General features: G+C 66.1%; 19 protein-coding genes. 15 read left to right on the top strand and 4 right to left on the bottom strand.

Annotation, left to right across the window (positions count from 1 at the left end; genetic code table 11):
* Nucleotides 1-512 precede the first annotated feature (512 nt).
* Together QA609_RS07925 and aglJ are read left to right on the top strand one after the other, a co-directional pair.
* Nucleotides 513-1,892, top strand: coding sequence for an AAA family ATPase (locus QA609_RS07925; protein WP_278302056.1), 1,380 nt, complete (start codon nucleotides 513-515; stop codon nucleotides 1,890-1,892).
* 65 nt (nucleotides 1,893-1,957) lie between these two features.
* Nucleotides 1,958-2,971, top strand: coding sequence for an S-layer glycoprotein N-glycosyltransferase AglJ (aglJ, locus tag QA609_RS07920; protein ID WP_278302055.1), 1,014 nt, complete (start codon nucleotides 1,958-1,960; stop codon nucleotides 2,969-2,971).
* 12 nt (nucleotides 2,972-2,983) lie between these two features.
* Here the strand turns inward: aglJ and QA609_RS07915 are convergent, their stop codons facing one another.
* On the bottom strand, nucleotides 2,984-3,313 hold the full coding sequence (locus QA609_RS07915; protein ID WP_278302054.1) for a hypothetical protein: 330 nt from the start codon (nucleotides 3,311-3,313) through the stop codon (nucleotides 2,984-2,986).
* A gap of 208 nt (nucleotides 3,314-3,521) precedes the next feature.
* Here QA609_RS07915 and QA609_RS07910 point away from each other — a divergent pair, with 208 nt between their 5' ends.
* The gene (locus QA609_RS07910; RefSeq protein WP_005559900.1) at nucleotides 3,522-3,731 is read left to right on the top strand and encodes a ribbon-helix-helix domain-containing protein; all 210 of its coding nucleotides are present in this window, start codon (nucleotides 3,522-3,524) and stop codon (nucleotides 3,729-3,731) included.
* Nucleotides 3,732-3,785: 54 nt separating this feature from the next.
* Here QA609_RS07910 and QA609_RS07905 read toward each other — a convergent pair whose 3' ends face one another.
* Both QA609_RS07905 and QA609_RS07900 read right to left on the bottom strand, forming a co-directional pair.
* Complete coding sequence (locus QA609_RS07905; protein WP_278302053.1) at nucleotides 3,786-4,208, bottom strand: hypothetical protein; 423 nt, start codon at nucleotides 4,206-4,208, stop codon at nucleotides 3,786-3,788.
* Between the two features lie 40 nt (nucleotides 4,209-4,248).
* Nucleotides 4,249-4,932 (bottom strand): hypothetical protein, encoded by a 684-nt coding sequence (locus QA609_RS07900; RefSeq protein ID WP_278302052.1) that lies wholly within the window; start codon nucleotides 4,930-4,932, stop codon nucleotides 4,249-4,251.
* Between the two features lie 162 nt (nucleotides 4,933-5,094).
* Between QA609_RS07900 and QA609_RS07895 the strand changes: the two genes are divergently transcribed.
* The 3 genes from QA609_RS07895 (at nucleotide 5,095) to QA609_RS07885 (ending at nucleotide 6,734) form a co-directional block, all read left to right on the top strand.
* A complete protein-coding gene (locus QA609_RS07895) occupies nucleotides 5,095-5,802 on the top strand; it encodes a VOC family protein (RefSeq protein ID WP_278302051.1) in 708 nt (235 codons plus the stop codon).
* A 160-nt stretch (nucleotides 5,803-5,962) separates the two neighbouring features.
* Complete coding sequence (locus QA609_RS07890; RefSeq protein ID WP_278302050.1) at nucleotides 5,963-6,142, top strand: HalOD1 output domain-containing protein; 180 nt, start codon at nucleotides 5,963-5,965, stop codon at nucleotides 6,140-6,142.
* A 100-nt stretch (nucleotides 6,143-6,242) separates the two neighbouring features.
* Nucleotides 6,243-6,734, top strand: coding sequence for a DUF892 family protein (locus QA609_RS07885; RefSeq protein WP_278302049.1), 492 nt, complete (start codon nucleotides 6,243-6,245; stop codon nucleotides 6,732-6,734).
* A 109-nt stretch (nucleotides 6,735-6,843) separates the two neighbouring features.
* Here QA609_RS07885 and QA609_RS07880 read toward each other — a convergent pair whose 3' ends face one another.
* Nucleotides 6,844-7,134 carry a DUF5779 family protein gene (locus tag QA609_RS07880; RefSeq protein ID WP_278302048.1) on the bottom strand — a complete coding sequence of 97 codons (291 nt, stop codon included), beginning with the start codon at nucleotides 7,132-7,134 and terminating at the stop codon, nucleotides 6,844-6,846.
* A 79-nt stretch (nucleotides 7,135-7,213) separates the two neighbouring features.
* Here QA609_RS07880 and QA609_RS07875 point away from each other — a divergent pair, with 79 nt between their 5' ends.
* The 9 genes from QA609_RS07875 (at nucleotide 7,214) to QA609_RS07835 (ending at nucleotide 18,012) form a co-directional block, all read left to right on the top strand.
* A complete protein-coding gene (locus QA609_RS07875) occupies nucleotides 7,214-7,807 on the top strand; it encodes a winged helix-turn-helix transcriptional regulator (RefSeq protein WP_278302047.1) in 594 nt (197 codons plus the stop codon).
* A gap of 444 nt (nucleotides 7,808-8,251) precedes the next feature.
* Complete coding sequence (locus QA609_RS07870; protein ID WP_278302194.1) at nucleotides 8,252-9,454, top strand: 2-isopropylmalate synthase; 1,203 nt, start codon at nucleotides 8,252-8,254, stop codon at nucleotides 9,452-9,454.
* A 332-nt stretch (nucleotides 9,455-9,786) separates the two neighbouring features.
* Entirely contained in the window at nucleotides 9,787-11,595 is a 1,809-nt protein-coding gene (ilvB, locus tag QA609_RS07865; protein WP_278302046.1) for a biosynthetic-type acetolactate synthase large subunit, read from the top strand.
* Nucleotides 11,592-12,260 carry an acetolactate synthase small subunit gene (gene ilvN, locus QA609_RS07860; protein WP_278302045.1) on the top strand — a complete coding sequence of 223 codons (669 nt, stop codon included), beginning with the start codon at nucleotides 11,592-11,594 and terminating at the stop codon, nucleotides 12,258-12,260. Before ilvB ends, ilvN begins: the two co-directional genes overlap by 4 nt.
* Nucleotides 12,253-13,305, top strand: coding sequence for a ketol-acid reductoisomerase (gene ilvC, locus QA609_RS07855; RefSeq protein WP_278302044.1), 1,053 nt, complete (start codon nucleotides 12,253-12,255; stop codon nucleotides 13,303-13,305). The genes ilvN and ilvC overlap by 8 nt, the downstream gene beginning before the upstream one ends.
* Nucleotide 13,306: 1 nt before the next feature.
* A complete protein-coding gene (locus QA609_RS07850; RefSeq protein ID WP_278302043.1) occupies nucleotides 13,307-13,606 on the top strand; it encodes a hypothetical protein in 300 nt (99 codons plus the stop codon).
* Nucleotides 13,603-15,027, top strand: a complete 1,425-nt coding sequence (gene leuC / locus QA609_RS07845) for a 3-isopropylmalate dehydratase large subunit (RefSeq protein WP_278302042.1) — start codon at nucleotides 13,603-13,605, stop codon at nucleotides 15,025-15,027. The genes QA609_RS07850 and leuC overlap by 4 nt, the downstream gene beginning before the upstream one ends.
* The gene (leuD, locus tag QA609_RS07840) at nucleotides 15,027-15,668 is read left to right on the top strand and encodes a 3-isopropylmalate dehydratase small subunit (RefSeq protein ID WP_278302041.1); all 642 of its coding nucleotides are present in this window, start codon (nucleotides 15,027-15,029) and stop codon (nucleotides 15,666-15,668) included. Before leuC ends, leuD begins: the two co-directional genes overlap by 1 nt.
* An 88-nt stretch (nucleotides 15,669-15,756) precedes the next feature.
* Complete coding sequence (locus tag QA609_RS07835; protein WP_278302040.1) at nucleotides 15,757-18,012, top strand: S8 family serine peptidase; 2,256 nt, start codon at nucleotides 15,757-15,759, stop codon at nucleotides 18,010-18,012.
* Nucleotides 18,013-18,021 lie beyond the last annotated feature (9 nt).

Raw genomic sequence — 18,021 nt, 5'->3', positions numbered from 1 at the left:
TCTGCCCGGAAGCGGACTCGGATCGAGCGACTCGAGGTGTCGACGTCACTGGTGTCACGGGGAGCCCACGTCTCGAGTTCGTTCTCCGATCCGACACCGGATTTCAGATGATATCGCGGACTCACCGGCTGTCTCGCCCGCGAACGGAGATCTAGAAGCACTCGAGACGCTTGCAGGTCGCGGTCGTCTCCCGGAGATCCAGCCCACGCCGAACCGTCGACCGACTGTCACGGCCTCTCCCCCACCACCCTCTTCCTCGCGACATTTCATCTGAAATTCGGTGTGGGTGGGGGCGATCAACCGGGAACAGTCCCGGCTTCGCAGCATTTCATCTGAAATCCGGTGTGGGTGGGAGGGAAGCGACGAGTCAATCCTCCCCGCGAATTCATCTGAAATCCGGTGTGTGACTCGCGACCAGTGCGCGGGCGGCGTCGATTCCGACGCGAACTCGTCGCGAGCGACCCCCGCTCGGGAGGGAAAGAGCTAAGGAAAATTCATCTGAAAGACGGTGTATGCCTTTGCACGCGGAGGGGACGGGGACGCTCGGCGAGTACGCCGCCGAGCACGGCGCGGTCGCCCACTCTCGCTCCAAGTCTCGCGACGATCCGCTCTCGGTGTTAGACGAGGAAGACCGGATCTTCGCGAACGAGGACCTGCTGCGGATCGACCACGTCCCCGACCAGAACAAGATCGTCGGCCGGAACAACCAGATCGAGACCGTCGCCCGACGGCTCAAGCCGACGATCACCGGCGGAACGGGCAAGGGGACGCTCCTGCTCGGGAAATCGGGTTCGGGGAAGACCCTCGTTACCCGCTACGTCAGTCGGGAGGTCGTCGGCCGCGGCCTCGAGAACGACGTCCGGATCGGTCGGGCGGTGATCGACTGCGCTCAGCGTCGCTCTGAGGTCCAGACCGTCATCCACCTCGCGAAGAGCCTGAACGAACCCGAGAAGACGGGGATCACGATTCCCCACTCCGGGATCGCGACGGGGGCGTACTACGATCGGCTCTGGTCGGTCATCGACGAACTGTACGACGCGATCATCGTCGTCTTAGACGAGATCGACCGACTCGCACCGCCCGACGACGTCGAGAACGTCCCGCCCGAGGAGGCCGACGACAGCAAGCTCCTCATGCAACTCTCGCGGGCGGGCGAGGAGAACGACGTCGAGGCGAGTATTACGGTGATCGGGATCAGCAACGACCTGAAGTACGGCGACCGACTCGACACCCGCGTCGAGAGTTCCTTCTCGCCCGACGAGATCGTCTTCCCGGCGTACGACGCCAACCAGCTCGGCGACATCCTCGAGCGCCGCCGCGACGCCTACCGCGAGGACGTGCTCACCGACGACGTCATCCCGCTGTGTTCGGCCTTTTCGGCCCAGGAACACGGCGACGCCCGCCGGGCGATCGACCTCTTCCGGCTCGCCGGCGAGGTCGCCAGGGACAACGACGCCGCCCAGGTCACGGAGAGCCACGTCCGGGTCGCCAACGACGACGCCGAGGTGACCCGGATCCAGGATCTCATCAGGGGCTGTCCCACGCAGGCGAAGATCGCGATCGCGGCGCTGGCGACGATGGACGAGTTCTCCGAGCGCTCGGCGTTCAAGGCCACCGAGATGTACCGCGTCTACCGCGCGTTCGCCGAGGCGATCGACGCCAACGTCCTCGGCAAGAAACGCATCACCGACCAGCTCCGGGAGTACGAGACGCTGAAGATCATCAACATGACCAGAACCAGCGACGGTTACCGCGAGGGCACCTACCTCCAACTCTCCCTGCTCGACGACTCGAGTCTCCTGCTCCAGACGATCGGTCTCGACGAGCGGTGTGCGAACATCCCGATCGACGGACGGATGCGCCAGCATCTCGTCTCCATAGTGGAATCGTAGCGCAGACTATTTTGTACCACTCATGACCAATATATTTTTCATCTGCGACACGAAATTCACGAGCAATGGAGCATGACGGGGTCCGCGCGTCGACGCTCGAGCGGGAGGCGTTCCTGTCGATGAGCGAGCGGACGCGCGATATTTCGACCGACGAGGTCTGTATCCTCATCCCGACGCTGAACGAGGCGGCGACGATCGGCGGGGTGATCGACGGCTTCCGCGAACAGGGGTACTCGAACGTCGTCGTCGTCGACGGCGACTCCGACGACGACACCCGGGAGATCGCGCGCGAGCGAGGCGCCCAGGTGTTCACCCAGGCCGGCGACGGGAAGGGCCAGGCCGTCAGGGAGACCCTCGAGTACGTCACCGTCCCGTACGTGTTGATGGTCGACGGCGACGGCACGTACGACCCGGCCGACGCCGAACGGATGCTCGAGCCGCTCTCGCGGGGGTACGAACACGTTATCGGGAACCGGTTTGCGGATATGGACGACGACGCGATGAAGGCGCTGAACGGGTTCGGAAACAGACTGATCAACCGCTCGTTCCGGCTGATCCACGGCGCCGAGTACGAGGACATCCTCTCGGGCTACCGGGCGTTTACGACCGAGTCGTTCGAACGCCTCTCACTCGACTCGGACGGGTTCACGATCGAGACCGAACTCGCCGTCGAGTGTGTCAAACACGGGGTCGACACGACGGTCGTCCCGGTCAGTTACAGCGCCCGCCCGGAGGCCTCGGAGACGAACCTCCACCCCCTCAGGGACGGTGGAACGATCGTACTGGCGCTGTACTCGCTGGCGAAGACCAACAACCCGCTGTTTTATTTCGGGAGCCTCGGTTCGGCGAGCATCGCCTCCGGCGGCGTCGTCGCGATGTACGTCCTCTGGCAATGGATCCAGTACCAGCAGGGCCACGAGATCCTGGCGGTCGTCTCGGCGGCCGCGATCCTGCTCGGGGTGCAGCTGCTCATGTTCGGCGTGCTTTCGGACATGCTGGTGACGCTGCACCGCGAACAGCGCCGCCGGCTCGAGCAGATTACGCGGGCCGAGCGCGAACGAGACCGAGACGACGAGTAGCGAACGGGACGGCTAAAACGGCAGCATCGATCGAAACTGCTGGACGACGCCGTTCGAGTTCTGCCGGCGGTGTTCCTCGAACGGTTCGTGGAGCGCGTTCAGCAGCTGCTGGCGCGAGTCGAACCGCTCCTGGTCGGTCTCCGCGAGCATCTCGCCGAGGGCGACGTCGTTTCCGTGGACGTCGTACGCGATCCGCTCGTGGCCGAGTTCGGCGCCGACGTCGTCTCTGGTCGCCGGAAACGATAGCTCCGAGCGCCTGAGACGCGCGTCGACGGCGGCGATTCCGAAATCGACGCTCTCCGGCTCGTCGTCGTCGTCGTTCGATGGTGGCCTGACTCCCATACGCTGCCAGTAGAACGCCGCATATCAAAACCGCTGCGGAGACGATCGGCGATCCGGCAGTTTTCCAGCGCCGAGTGACGGGCCACTTCCACAGCCCGCGGCACCGAGCCGTGGCTGGCCGCGAAGAGTGAGTCGTCGCCGACCCGCCTCCCGGAAACGGACCGCAGAGCGGCGACACGTCTTTGGGGACCGCGCCGGAGTATTTCGTATGGTCGAGTACACCACGGTTTCGATCCCGAAGGATCTGGCAGACCGCGTCGACGAAACGATCGAGGGGACGAGCTTCCAGAGCACGAGCGACCTGGTCCGGTTCCTGCTCCGGAGCATCGTCATCCAGCACCAGCGACAGGGCGAGCTAACCGAGGCCGAGTTCGAGGAGATCACCGAACAGCTCCGCGGACTGGGCTACCTCGAGTAACGCGGCAGTTCGCCGGGGTGGGCTCGACCCGCCGGTTTCGTACGGCAGCCCGTCTCACTCCCGGAGCGACCGCTCGGGCGCTCGAGCGTCGAGGATCTCGAGGGGCTGGCGCTCGCCGAACCGATCGAAGGCGCCGAACGACGCCTCGTCGATCTCCCAGGGCGGGACGGCGACGAAGACCACCTGGGCGAGGTCGTCGCGTTTGGTCACCTCGAGCTCCCGCACGGGGTGGGAGACGAACTGGCCCTGGGCCTGTCGGGCCGGCGTCGAGAGGTCGACGCCGAACACCGCATTGACCGCGTTCCCGGGGTCCGGGAGGAAGAAGTCCGTAAAGACCGGCGTCTCGGGCGGGAGCCCCTCGGCTCCCTCGAGCTCGCCGGCCGGGGTCACCGAGACGCCGGTTCTGACCCGGTCCGGATCGGCGTCCTCGGCCAGCTCGAGCAACACCTCGACGAGGGCACGGGTGACGTAGACCACGCCGTACTCCTACGGGCCCGCGACAGTTAGCTGTATCCTATCAGAACGGCAACATCTTTCGCCCCGTCTTGGCGTACAGCAGCGGGGCTCGCGTCCGCGACTGAGAGAGGGCGGTCTCGAGGGCCGTCGTCGCGTCGGTCAGCACGCCAGGGCCGTGACCGACGAGCACTCGATCGGGGACGAGGTCGCCGAGAGCGTCCCGCGGCGGGATCGCCCGCCGCATCGGATGGACGCCGAGGCGTTCCCCCCTGGCGAGGAAGTAGTCGGCGGTACCGACCGACTCCGGGACGACGAGCGTTCGTCGATCGGGATCGTAGAGGGCGACCTCCTGCCAGAACCGGCTGTCGACGATCGTTCGCGCCTTGAACCCCGTATCGGCGAGCTCGTCACCGAAGCGAACGACGGGCGCCTCGAGCTCCTCGGAGACGCCCTCGAAGAACGCCGGGAGGTAGACCGGGACGTCGTGACGGTTCGCAACGTCGGCGGCGTCGCGTTTGTGTCGATCCAGCGTGACGACGACGCCGCGGACCTCGCCGAACTCCGCGAGAAGAGCGTCGACCCCCTCGGCGTCGACGGGGTCGATCACCCACACCTCGCCGTCGTGCTCGAGGGCGTGGCTGGCCCGCTGCATCTCCTCGTCGGGGTGGGCGATCCAGCCGACGCCGCCGTCGAACCGATCGATCTCCGCAAGCTCGGTCGAGCGCTCGTCGACGCGAAATGGCATGGACGGCAGTACGGTCGCTCGCGTCATAAACCTGGACGAAGCCGCCGATTCCGCCGGTTCGTTGCCGATCTCTCCCCGCCACGTCGCCCGTCACACCACCCTCGGTGACACTGAACTCGCCGCGGCGACGCTTCTATGCTCCCGCCCCGAGTACAGGGGACCATGCTTACCGGCCTCTCCTGGCTCGCCCTCGAGGTCAAGTACCTCGAGCCGGCGCGGCGGTTCTACGCGGAGACGCTGTCCCTGCCCGTCCGCGAGGACGGCGAGAACGAGGTCGTCCTGGCCGCGGGCGAGACCGACCTCGTCCTCCGGCGACCCGAGGCGGTTCCGCGGGGCGGACTCCACACCCACTACGCCCTCTCGATCCCCGCCGCGGAGTACGACGACTGGTGGGATCGGCTGAGCGCCGAGTACGACCTCGAGGAGGCTCAGTTCGGCTCCTCGCGGTCGCTGTACCTGTACGATCCCGACGGGAACTGCGTCGAACTCGGCCAGCGCGACGTCGCGGGGCCGGGGATCGATGGCCTGTTCGAGGTCGTCCTCGAGGTCGAGTCCCTCGACCGGGCCCGCGAGTTCTACGAGGCGCTGGGCTTTCGAACGGTCGACGTCGGTTCCGACCGCAAGCGGGTGCGGCTGAACGGCCCGATGGCCCTCGAGCTCTGGGAGCCCCACCTCGGGATCGCCGACGGCCGCGGCGGCGTCCACGTCGACCTCGGATTCGAGACCGAGGATCCGAAAGCGGCGCTCGAGGCGATCGAGGACCGGGTTGACCGGATCGAACGCGAGACCGACGACGAAGCTGTGGTCCGCGATCCGGACGGGCACTGGCTCACGTTCCGCTCGAATTCGGTGCCTGCAACTGAACGGTAAACTTCCTTCCACCCTGCCGATAGAAGAACGCGAACATGCCCGACCGATCTCGAAGCGATGATCGAACCGTCGTCCACCGGACCTTCGACGTCGACGAGGCCGATCCGAACGTGAGCGTCGCCGAACCGTCGCCGAACTCGAGAACGTCGAGGTCGAGAATTTGACGCCGCTGTACGACTGCATCGACCATATCCTCGAGCACGTCTTCTCGAACCCGCCCGTTCCCGCCGCGGAGGCCGAGGTTACCTTCTCCTACGAGGGGTACCGGATCACCGTCAAGCAGGACGGAAGCGCCGTCTTCAGGAAACAGGGCGTGGGGGAGTCGTCTCTCGGCGATTAACGGGATCTGAGGCCGGGGAGCGTCGCGTTCGCGATCGAACCTGTGTGACGCAGGCCTTCGGCTTATCGGCTGCAGCCCAGTCCGTCCGAATAGATTGCCCATGACTATCGATACAACCGAAGACCTCTTCGTCGAAGGATTGAAACACGCCTACTACACGGAACAGCGCCTCGTCGACGCCCTCGAGGAGCTCGAGGAGACGTCCTCGAACGAGAAGCTCGCGGACGGGTTCGCCGAACACCGCGAGGAGACCCGAACACACGTCGATCGTATCGAGCAGGTGTTCGACCAGCTCGACGCCGAGGCCGAAGCGGAGGAGGACCCGATCGTCGAGGGGATGATCGAGGCTCACGAGGAGTTTATCAGCAAGGACCCGAGCGAGGAAGCCGTCGACCGGTTCAACATCGCCGCCGGACAGAAGAGCGAACACTACGAGATCGCCGTCTACGGTAACCTCATCCCGATGGCCGACCAGCTCGGGATGGACGACGCCGCGGACACGCTCGAGGAGACGTTGCGCGAGGAACAGGACGAACTTGACACCCTCTCGGAGTACGGCGAACAGTTCGACTACGACGAGCTCGAGGCCTGAAGCGTCGAAACGGTCGTCGATACGGGTCGGCAGTACTCTCTAATTTTGCGCCGATCCGAACTCCCGGCGTCGAGTGTCGATCTCGAGTCGACCACACGCGATCGAACCGCTACAGTCGATCGGTGTTGACGTCGATTCCAGGTGGCGTGACGACCAGAAAGCCGCGGAAGTGGATGAGGTTCCCGCCCGATTCCTTGACGTCGCGGGCGAAGCCGGAGGCGAGCTCGTTGACCTCGCCCTCGACACAGAGGACGAGCACGTTCCCCGTCGAGACCGCCTCGAGCCACTCCGAGGACGGCGCCGTTCCGTCGAGGACGCCGAGGACGATTTCGCCGTCGAGGTCGAACTCCTCGTCGATGTGTTCCTCGACGGTCCGGAGGTCGAGATCGAAATCGCTCATATCGATCCCCTCGAAGCGCGGCGAGAAAAACGTTCGCTTCCACGGTACACTCTTGGCGAGCGCTCACCAACTCCCGTCCATGCGCGAGCTCGACGAGACTGACCTCGAGATCCTCGAGTTGCTGGCGACCGACGCCCGGCGGCCGTACAAGGAGATCGCCGACCGGGTCGACCTGACGCCGCCGGCGGTCTCGGATCGGATCTCCCGGCTCGAGAGCCAGGGGATCATCCAGGGGTTTACGATCGACGTCGACCGCGAGCGACTCCACGGCGAGGTCTCGGTGCTGGTCGACCTCGAGCCGACCCCCGACGCGGTCGACGACGTCTACGCGGCCGCGGGCGAGCTCGAGGGCGTCGAGCGCGTCTTCGAGGGAGTCGACGGCCGCGTCGTCGTCCACGCGACGATCGCCGAGGGCGACGTCCGCTCGTGGCTCGCTCGCGAGGTCGATCTCGCCTCGCTGTCGGGCTACGACGTCACGCTGCTCAACCGGTCGGCTCGCGTCGCCGCGCTCTCGGCGACCGGGTTCGCCCTCGAGTGTGTTGTCTGTGGGAAACAGGTCACCGGCGACGGCGTGACGGCGACCGTCGACGGTGAGATCAAGACGTTCTGCTGTTCCTCCTGCGAGGATCGATATCTGAGCCGGTACGAGTCTCATCTGGACGCCCTCGAGTGACCGTTCCGATCCGGAGAGAAGCTGGTAACACGTACGAATCCCCGTAGATAACGGACAGGTTCGTCCCGAGAGATCGTTCTTCTCTCGACTCACGTCCCGAAATATACGAACAGCTGGACAACAGTCCAGATATGGGGCGTGTGATGGTTCCTTACCGACCGACTGTCCAGCGGAGAGCGCGCGCCAGCCGAATTAAGTTATTTTCGAGCATATATGGATGGATCGTAGAGGCTCGAACGAGGGATTTCGAGGTCGACTCGCGGAACGAGCAGTATGATAATAGGATATCCGTTGGATAATAGGTCGTTGATGTCTTGCGATTTTCTTCCGTCGGGGGAGTTCTGCGAGGGCTGACACGTCGTCTCATTACGCGGGCAGCGTCAGGTTTATATACGACGTCGATCCTCGAATCGGATACAATGTCTTCACAAGGCAACCCGACCTCTGACACCAGTCAGGGGGGTCGAGTTCTTCCAGGGCACGTTAGATTCCACTGACGAAATCGAGTCAGCACGTGTCTTCGATACGACGCTGCGGGACGGCGAACAGTCGCCCGGGACGTCGTTTTCCTACGACGATAAACGCGAGATCGCCGCCGTTCTGGACGAGATGGGAACCCACGTCATCGAGGCCGGATTCCCCGTCAACTCCGAGACCGAGTTCGAGGCGGTCAGGGATATCGCGTCCTCGACGTCGACGACCACCTGCGGGCTGGCCCGCGTCGTCGACGACGACATCGAAGCCGCACTTGATTCCGGCGTCGAGATGGTGCACACGTTCGTCAGCACCAGCGACGTCCAGATCGAGGACTCGATGCACGCGACCCGCGAGGACGTAGTACAGCGCGCCGTCGAGTCGGTCGAACGGATCACGGAGACGGGGACGACCTGCATGTTCTCGCCGATGGACGCGACTCGAACCGACGAGGCGTTCCTGATCGAGGTTATCGAGGCCGTCTCCGAGGCGGGAACGGACTGGATCAACATCCCGGACACCTGCGGCGTCGCCACGCCGAACCGGTTCCGGGCGATGATCGAGAAGGTCTGTTCCCACACGGACGCGCGAGTCGACGTCCACACCCACGACGACTTCGGACTGGCGACCGCAAACGCCCTGTCGGGCATCGAAGCGGGCGCCGACCAGGCGCAGGTCTCGGTCAACTCGATCGGCGAGCGGGCCGGCAACGCCGCCTACGAGGAGTTCGTGATGGCCGTCGAGTCGGTCTACCAGTGCGATACTGGAATCGACACGACCCGCATCATGGAGCTCTCGGAACTCGTCGAGGAGAAGAGTTCGATCGAGACGCCGGGGAACAAACCCGTCGTCGGTGACAACGCCTTCTCCCACGAGAGCGGGATCCACGCCGCGGGCGTTATCGAGAACTCCGACACCTTCGAGCCCGGCGTGATGACCCCGGAGATGGTCGGCGCGACGCGCCGACTGGTCATGGGGAAACACACCGGGACTCACTCGGTGCGCGAGCGCCTCGAGGAGCGCGGATACGTGCCTACCGACGACGAGGTGCGGACGGTAACGCGCCGCGTCAAGGACTACGGCGCCGAGAAGCGCCGCATCACCGTCGAGGACTTAGAGCGGTTCGCCGAGGAGGCTGGCGTCGAGCGCCAGCGAGAGGAGGTGCAGATCTGAGGGATGGCTCCCTCGTTTGCCACCGGCCGGGAGCCCCGGCTATCGCGCCGTCGTTCCCGCCAGCGTTGCCCGGGACGAAACTATTATACTGGTTGCCGCGCCTACCAGTGGAGTAATGACGGATCGCGCTCGACCATCGGTTCGCACTCGCGACACCGACGGCAGCGCGCTCGCTCGCATTCGTATTGTAGGGGCCGACTAGCCCCTCACCAACTCCTTCCTCGACCCCGGCCCGTATCCGTCGCACCGACCGCCGAGCGACCCGCAATCCACCAGATGACACCAGCAACCAGAACGCATCGTCCGAATCCGACAGGAGGGTATCGATACCGATGAGCGAACGCGCAGCACCAGTTACCGCGACCGAGGAACAGCGAGACGACCAGGAGACACCGTCGGAGGAGCCGTCCGAAGCTGACGATACCGAGTCGGCAACCGATGCCGAACCGACACCGGTTACGACGGGCGCCGAGTCCGTCGTCCGCGCACTCGAGAACGCGGGGGTCGAGCACGCCTTCGGCGTGCAGGGCGGCGCGATCATGCCCGTCTACGACGCGCTGTACGACTCCGAGATCCACCACGTGACGATGGCCCACGAGCAGGGGGCCTCCCACGCGGCCGACGCCTACGGCATCGTCTCCGGAGAGCCGGGCATCTGCCTGGCGACCTCGGGGCCGGGGGCGACGAACCTCGTTACGGGGCTGGCCGACGCCGACATGGACTCGGATCCGGTCGTCGCACTGACCGGCCAGGTGCCGACGGAGTTCGTCGGCAACGACGCCTTCCAGGAGACCGACACCACCGGCGTCACGATGCCGGTCACGAAGACCAACACCTTCTCGAGCGAGCCCGACCGCGTCGGCTCCGACGTCAGCGAGGCGTTCGCGCTCGCGAGCGAGGGGCGACCGGGACCGACGCTGGTCGACCTACCGAAAGACGTTACGAACGCCGAAACCGACCGCGAACCCGACGAGCCGCGGACGCCCGACACCTACGACGTCCAGGAACGAGCGGACCCCGAGATCGTCGCGGCCGCGGCCGAACGCGTCGAGAACGCCAGCCGCCCGATCATGCTGCTCGGCGGGGGCGTGATCAAGGGCGACGCGGCCGAGGTCTGTCGCGAGTTCGCGATCGAACACGAGATCCCGGTCGTCACGACGATGCCCGGAACCGGCGCCTTCCCCGAGGACCACGAGCTCGCACTCGAGGGTGCGGGGATGCACGGTACCGGCTACGCCAACATGGCGATCACCCACTGTGATACGATGGTCGCCGTCGGCACCCGATTCGACGACCGCCTGACGGGTGGCATCGAGACGTTCGCGCCCGACGCCGAGATCATCCACGTCGACATCGATCCGGCGGAGATCTCGAAGAACATCCACGCGGACTACCCGCTGATCGGCGACGCCGGCACCGTCGTCGAACAGCTGACCGAGGCCGTCGACGAGTCGCCACAAGCGACGAAGTGGCGCGCGCAGTGCCAGCAGTGGAAGTCCGATTACTCGATGGCCTACGACACGCCGGAGGACGAACCGGTCAAACCGCAGTTCGTCGTCGAGGCCCTGGACGAGGCCACGAGCGACCGAGCGGTCGTTACGACCGGCGTCGGCCAACACCAGATGTGGGCCTGGCAGTACTGGACCTACACCGAGCCCCGCACCTGGGTCTCGAGTCACGGTCTGGGCGCGATGGGCTACGGGCTGCCGGCGGCGATCGGCGCCCGCTTCGCGGCCGACGACGACCAGGAGGTCGTCTGCGTCGACGGCGACGGCTCGTTCCTGATGACGCTGCAGGGACTGTCGGTCGCCGTCCGCGAGAACCTCGACATCACGGTTGCCGTGCTCAACAACGAGTACATCGGGATGGTCCGCCAGTGGCAGGACGCCTTCTTCGACGGGCGCCACTCCGCCTCGGACTACGGCTGGATGCCCGAGTTCGACACGCTCGCCGAGGCGTTCGGCGCTGAAGGGTTCCGAATCGACGACTACGACGAGGTCGCGGACACGATCGACGCCGCGCTCACCTACGACGGTCCCTCCGTGATCGACGTCCACATCGATCCGCAGGCGAACGTCTATCCGATGGTTCCGAGCGGCGGCGACAACGGTCAGTTCGCGCTGACGGAGGATCAGCTATGACGGACGAACAGGGCCTCGACGGACCCGCTCCCGGAGAGCGGCCGACTCCCTCGGGTCGGCGAAACAAACAGGGGATCCGCATCGACCCCGAGGTCGAGGCGAAACACGAACCCCGACGGACCGTCATCTCGGCGCTCGTCGAACACGAACCCGGTGTGCTCGCCGAAGCCTCGGGACTGTTCTCGAGGCGGCAGTTCAACATCGAGAGCCTCACCGTCGGTCCGACCGACGACGACGAGCGCGCGCGGATCACGCTCGTCGTCGAGGAGCCCGACCCCGGCATCGACCAGATCAAAAAGCAGCTCCGGAAGCTGATTCCGGTGATCGCCGTGCGCGAGCTCGAGCCCGACGCGATGCGCCGCGAACTCGCCCTGGTGAAGGTCAACGCAGAACGACCCGACCAGGTCGCGGCCGTCGCCGATATGTACGACGCAAAGACCGTCGACTCGAGCCCCGAAACCGCAACGTTCGAGATCACGGGCGCCCGTCAGAAGATCGAGGCCGCGATCGAGACGTTCTCCCAGTTCGGCATCCGTGAGATCGCTCGAACCGGGACGACGGCGCTCGCACGCGGTACCGACGACACCGCGGCACCCGCTCCGGCAGAATCGACCGCCAACGAGGCGAACAACACCCCTTACACCCAACCAGCAGACGATGACTGAAGACGAATTCACCACCGAGATCTACTACGAATCGGACGCGGACGAATCGCAACTCGACGACGTAACCGTCGCCGTCCTCGGCTACGGCAGCCAGGGCCACGCCCACGCGCTGAACCTCCACGACAGCGGCGTCGACGTGGTCGTCGGCCTGCGCGAGGACTCCTCCTCGCGCTCGGCCGTGGAAGCCGACGGGCTCGAGGTCGTGACGCCCGTCGAGGCGGCCGCGCGGGCGGACATCGTCTCGATGCTGGTCCCCGACACGGTCCAGCCCCACGTCTACGAGCAGATCGAGGACGAGCTCGAGGCCGGCGACACGCTGCAGTTCGCTCACGGGTTCAACATCCACTACAACCAGATCCAGCCCGACGAGGACGTCGACGTAACGATGATCGCGCCCAAATCCCCGGGCCACCTCGTCCGCCGTAACTACGAGAACGGCGAGGGAACGCCGGGACTGCTCGCGGTCTACCAGGACGCCACCGGCGACGCCAAAGAGCGCGCACTCGCGTACTCGAAGGCGATCGGTTGTGCCCGCGCCGGCGTCGTCGAGACGACGTTCCGCGAGGAGACCGAGACCGACCTCTTCGGCGAGCAGGCCGTCCTCTGTGGCGGCATCGCCGAGCTGATCAAGGTCGGTTACGAGACGCTGGTCGACGCCGGATACAGCAAGGAGATGGCGTATTTCGAGTGTCTCAACGAGATGAAGCTCATCGTCGACCTGATGTACGAAGACGGGATCGGCGCGATGTGGGATTCGGTTTCGGACACCGCCGAGTACGGCGGACTCACTCGCGGTGAAGCCGTCATCGACGATCAGGTTCGCGCGAACATGGAGGAGGTACTCGAGGAGGTCCAGAACGGCGAGTTCGCGACCGAGTGGGTCACCGAGAACCAGGCCAACCGCCCGGTCTACACCCAGCTCAACCAGGCCGAGAAGGACCACGAGATCGAGGAAGTCGGCGAGCGCCTCCGCGCGCTGTTCGCCTGGCAGGAGGAACAGGAATCGGAAACCGAGGACGAGCGAGAGAAAGTGCAAGCGGATTAGAATGACACGAACGAACGACACCGAATCGGACGACGACTCGATGCGTGCGGTCAGCCACACCAACCCCTACACCGGCGAGACGGCCGGGCGGCTGTTCAGCCGCGGCCCGACGGTCGTGGCCGACGGCGGCCGGCGGAACGGAGCCGGCGACGAGAACCCAGCCGCGACGGACCCGTCGGCCGACGACACGATGAAGCGAGTCGACCACACGCCGCCGGAAGGCGCCGACGACGCGAACGACGTCTTCGAGCGGGGCAACGAACACGGCCGCGACGACGAGCGGGGAGCAACCGACGTATGAGTGAGGGCACCCTGTACGACAAGGTCTGGGACCGCCACAAGGTGACCACCCTGCCGACCGGACAGGACCAGCTGTTCGTCGGCCTCCACCTCATCCACGAGGTCACCAGCCCGCAGGCCTTCGGCATGCTCCGCGAGCGGGACCTCGAGGTCGCCTATCCCGAACTGACGCACGCGACGGTCGACCACATCATCCCGACGGCCGACCAGTCCCGACCCTACGAGGAGGACGCCGCCGAGGAGATGATGAGCGAACTCGAGCGCAACGTCCGCGAGGCCGGAATCGAGTTCTCGGACCCCAACAGCGGGGACCAGGGGATCGTTCACGTCGTCGGTCCGGAGCAGGGGCTGACCCAGCCCGGGAAGACGATCGTCTGTGGCGACTCCCACACCTCGACCCACGGCGCCTTCGGCGCGCTCGCGTTCGGCATCGGCACCAGCCAGATCCGGGACGTGCTCGCGACAGGCACCATCGCGATGGAGAAACAGAAGGTCCGCAAGATCCAGGTCGACGGCGAACTCGGCGAGGGCGTCGAGGCCAAAGACGTCATCCTGGAGATCATCCGCCGACTCGGCACCGAGGGCGGCGTCGGCTACGTCTACGAGTACGCCGGGTCCGCGATCGAGGACCTGGGGATGGAGGGTCGGATGTCGATCTGTAACATGTCGATCGAGGGCGGCGCTCGCGCGGGCTACGTCAACCCCGACGAGACCACCTACGAGTGGCTCGAGGACACCGACTACTTCCAGGACAATCCCGAGAAGTTCGAGGAGCTCAAGCCGTACTGGGAGTCGATTCGCTCGGACGAGGACGCCGAGTACGACGACGTCGTCCACATCGACGCCGACGAGCTCGAGCCCGTCGTCACCTGGGGGACGACCCCAGGTCAAGGGATCGGGATCAGCGATCCGATCCCCGAGCCGGAGGAGCTGCCTGCGGACAAGCAGGACACCGCACGACGCGCCCAGGAACACATGCGCGTCGAGCCCGGCGAGACGATGGCGGGGTACGACATCGACGTCGCCTTCCTCGGCTCCTGTACCAACGCTCGGCTCCCCGACCTGCGTCGTGCGGCCCGGATCGTCGAGGGCCGCGAGGTCCACGACGACGTCCGTGCGCTCGTCGTCCCCGGCAGCCAGCGCGTCCAGAAGACCGCCGAGGAGGAGGGGCTAAAGGACGTGTTCGAAGCCGCCGGCTTCGAGTGGCGAAACGCCGGCTGTTCGATGTGTCTCGGGATGAACGAGGACCAGCTCGAGGGCGACGAGGCCAGCGCCTCCTCCTCGAACCGGAACTTCGTCGGTCGCCAGGGCAGCAAGGACGGTCGGACCGTCCTGATGAACCCGCAGATGGTCGCCGCGGCGGCGATCACCGGGGAAGTAACCGATGTACGTGAGCTGCCGGAAGCGGAGGTGACCGCCTAATGGGCGACACAGACGAGGTCGAGATCCCCGAGGTCGATTCTGTCTCCGGCTCGGGCATCCCGATCCGGGGCAACGACATCGACACCGACCAGATCATCCCCGCGCGGTTCATGAAGGTCGTCACCTTCGACGGACTGGGCGAGTTCGCGTTCTTCGACCTCCGGTTCGACGAGGACGACGAGCAGAAAGACCACCCGTTCAACGAGGAGCGGTTCCAGGACTCCTCGGTGATGGTGGTCAACTCGAACTTCGGCTGCGGTTCCTCGCGCGAGCACGCTCCTCAGGCGCTGATGCGCTGGGGGATCGACGCCATCATCGGCGAGAGCTTCGCGGAGATCTTCGCGGGCAACTGTCTCGCGCTCGGCATCCCGACCGTCACGGCCGACGCCGAGACGATCGAGGCGCTCCAGGACTGGGTCGACGAGAACCCCGAGGGCGAACTCGAGATCGACGTCGAGGCCGAGACCGTCACCTACGGCTCGAAGACGATCGACGTCACCGTCGACGACGCCCAGCGCAAGGCCCTGGTCGACGGCGTCTGGGACACGACGGCGCTGATGAAGTCCAACGCGGGTGCGGTTCGGGAGACCGCCCGCGAACTGCCGTACGTCGAGTCCGGCGCGATTCCCGAAGCCGAGTAGCGACCTCCACTTTTGCCGTTTGCACCGATCGAGCAGCGACAGCTAACGGCCGATCATATTTAGTATATTGAATTTCTATACTACACTAATGTCTCCGGGATCGATAGCTGACCGTCTCGCGACCCGGCCGAGAGCCGTTCTTCTCGCACTCGTGCTGGTCGTCGGGCTGATCCCGGGAGCAGCGGTCGGAGCGACCGCCGACGGCGTCGGAACGGGCGTCGATGTCGACGGCTCCGAACCACAGGAGACGTCGATCGATCCCGCACTCGAGGACGCCGAGGGCGAGGTCACCGTCTTCGTCCACCTCGAGTCACCTCCGTCGGATGGTAGCGAGGAGCCCGCGGACCGACGGACGCAAGTCGAGGCGAGCCACGAACGGTTCGACCGGGAGGTCGCCTCGAGCGACGCCGTCACCGTCGAACGGGAGTTCTGGCTCACCACGGCCGTCCTCGCGACGGTCGACACCGATCGGATGGATCTCGAGACGCTCGCTCGAGCCGATGGAGTCACCGCGATCAGCGCCGACGAGGCTGTCTCCGGTGCGGTCGATCGGACCGTGAACGGGGCCGATGCCGAGGCAGAGGACCTCGAGACCGACGGTCCCTCGGCCGGGCTCGAGCAGCTACACGTTCCCGAGGCGTGGGATACCTACCGCACGGAGGGCGAGGGAACGTCCGTCGCGGTTCTCGATTCGGGCGTCGACGGCGACCACCCGGACCTCGACGTCGCCGAGTGGCGCGACTTCGGCGACGATCCCTCGGACGAGCCGATCGCCTACGACGATCACGGCACCCACGTCTCGGGCGTCGTCACCGGGGGCAACGAGAGCGGGACGCAGATCGGCGTCGCCCCCGACGCTGACCTCTACCACGGCGCCGTGATGACTCACTGTGGCGGCGACGACTGCGTCGGCTACCAGCGCGACATCATCGCGGGTCTCGAGTGGGCCGTCGAGACGGACGCGGACGTCATCGTGTTGAGCCTGGGGATCGAGGGGTACAACGCCGGGCTGCTCGAGGCCATCGAGAACGCGAACGACGCCGGAACGCCGGTCATCAGTTCGGCCGGCAATCAGGGTCCAGAAACCTCGACGTCGCCTGGCAACCTCCACGACACGACCAGCGTCGGCGCGGTGGACGACGATGGCACCGTCCCCGAGTTCTCGAGCAGCGAGGAGATCGAGACGGCCGAGACGTGGGGTTCGGACGCGCCGGAGCACTGGCCCGGCTCGTACGAGGTTCCGACCCTCGTCGCCCCCGGCGTCGACGTCACGAGCACGGCCCCCGGCGGCGGGTACACGATCAAGAGCGGGACCAGCATGGCCGCGCCCGCTGCCGGCGGAGCAGCCGCGCTCGTCCAGTCGGCGACGGCGACGACGCTCGACGCGACGGAACTCGAGGCCGCGCTGACCGAGACCGCGGTCGGCGGCGACGGCCAGCGCGACGGGCACGGGATCATTAACGTCCCGGCGGCGATCGAGCGAGCCGGCTCGTACTCGACGATCGAGGGAACGGCGACCGATACGGTCACGGGCGCACCCCTCGAGGAAACGACGGTCACGGCCACCGGCGACGGCGACCGCCACGAGACGACGACCGACTCCGAGGGGACGTTCGAGTTCGAGGGCCTCGAGGCCGACCGGGAGTACGAGATCGTCGCCGACGGCTCCGGCTACGAAGCGACGTCGGAGACGGCGTCGCCGCCGGCCGACGGATCGGCGACCGTCGATCTCTCGCTCACCGGGAGCGGGACGATCGACGTCGACCTCGAGGACGACGGGTTCGAAACGCCGGTCGACGATGGAACGGTCGCGGCGACGGGGCCGACCGGTTCGTATCCGGGCGAGCGAACGGACGAGGGGAGCTACCGGATCGACGCCGTTCCCGGCGGCGAGGAGTACGCGCTCGAGGTGGACGCACCCGGACGCCTCGAGGACGAGCGACCGGTCGCCGTCGCGGACTCGGAAACCCGGACCGAGTCGTTCGATATGGAGGGTGATTCGACCCTCGAGATCGTCGTCGAGACCACGGACGGAAACCCGGTCGAGAACGCGTCCGTCGCCATCGAATCCGAATCCGGGGGCACGCTCGAGGCGGACGACCGCACGGCCGAAGACGGAACGCTCGAGGTCACGGTTCCCGGGACCGGCGAGGAGTACACGGTGACGGCCTCCGGATCGGATCTCGAGTCGACCACCGTCGAAACGGGGGCGATCGACGAGGAAACGACCGAGACCGTCGTCGTCGCGCCTACCGAGGGCGGTTCTGGCGGACCGGGTCCGATCGTTCTCGCCGCGGCCGGCGTGGTCGTCGCGGTCGGCGTCGCACGGCTGGCGCGATCCTGACCCGGATTC

This window comes from Natronococcus sp. A-GB7 (assembly GCF_029688865.1).
Lineage (GTDB): Archaea > Halobacteriota > Halobacteria > Halobacteriales > Natrialbaceae > Natronococcus.
This window is presented reverse-complemented; position numbering and strand designations above follow the sequence as displayed.

Coding starts and splice junctions, on each gene's coding strand:
- QA609_RS07895 (WP_278302051.1), top strand. CDS start 5,095: ATGCTTACCGGCCTCTCCTGGCTCGCCCTCGAGGTCAAGTACCTCGAG.
- ilvN (WP_278302045.1), top strand. CDS start 11,592: ATGACGGACGAACAGGGCCTCGACGGACCCGCTCCCGGAGAGCGGCCG.
- leuC (WP_278302042.1), top strand. CDS start 13,603: ATGAGTGAGGGCACCCTGTACGACAAGGTCTGGGACCGCCACAAGGTG.
- ilvC (WP_278302044.1), top strand. CDS start 12,253: ATGACTGAAGACGAATTCACCACCGAGATCTACTACGAATCGGACGCG.
- QA609_RS07925 (WP_278302056.1), top strand. CDS start 513: ATGCCTTTGCACGCGGAGGGGACGGGGACGCTCGGCGAGTACGCCGCC.
- QA609_RS07910 (WP_005559900.1), top strand. CDS start 3,522: ATGGTCGAGTACACCACGGTTTCGATCCCGAAGGATCTGGCAGACCGC.
- QA609_RS07915 (WP_278302054.1), bottom strand. CDS start 3,313: ATGGGAGTCAGGCCACCATCGAACGACGACGACGACGAGCCGGAGAGC.
- QA609_RS07880 (WP_278302048.1), bottom strand. CDS start 7,134: ATGAGCGATTTCGATCTCGACCTCCGGACCGTCGAGGAACACATCGAC.
- leuD (WP_278302041.1), top strand. CDS start 15,027: ATGGGCGACACAGACGAGGTCGAGATCCCCGAGGTCGATTCTGTCTCC.
- QA609_RS07900 (WP_278302052.1), bottom strand. CDS start 4,932: ATGCCATTTCGCGTCGACGAGCGCTCGACCGAGCTTGCGGAGATCGAT.
- QA609_RS07835 (WP_278302040.1), top strand. CDS start 15,757: ATGTCTCCGGGATCGATAGCTGACCGTCTCGCGACCCGGCCGAGAGCC.
- QA609_RS07850 (WP_278302043.1), top strand. CDS start 13,307: ATGACACGAACGAACGACACCGAATCGGACGACGACTCGATGCGTGCG.
- QA609_RS07885 (WP_278302049.1), top strand. CDS start 6,243: ATGACTATCGATACAACCGAAGACCTCTTCGTCGAAGGATTGAAACAC.
- QA609_RS07875 (WP_278302047.1), top strand. CDS start 7,214: ATGCGCGAGCTCGACGAGACTGACCTCGAGATCCTCGAGTTGCTGGCG.
- ilvB (WP_278302046.1), top strand. CDS start 9,787: ATGAGCGAACGCGCAGCACCAGTTACCGCGACCGAGGAACAGCGAGAC.
- aglJ (WP_278302055.1), top strand. CDS start 1,958: ATGGAGCATGACGGGGTCCGCGCGTCGACGCTCGAGCGGGAGGCGTTC.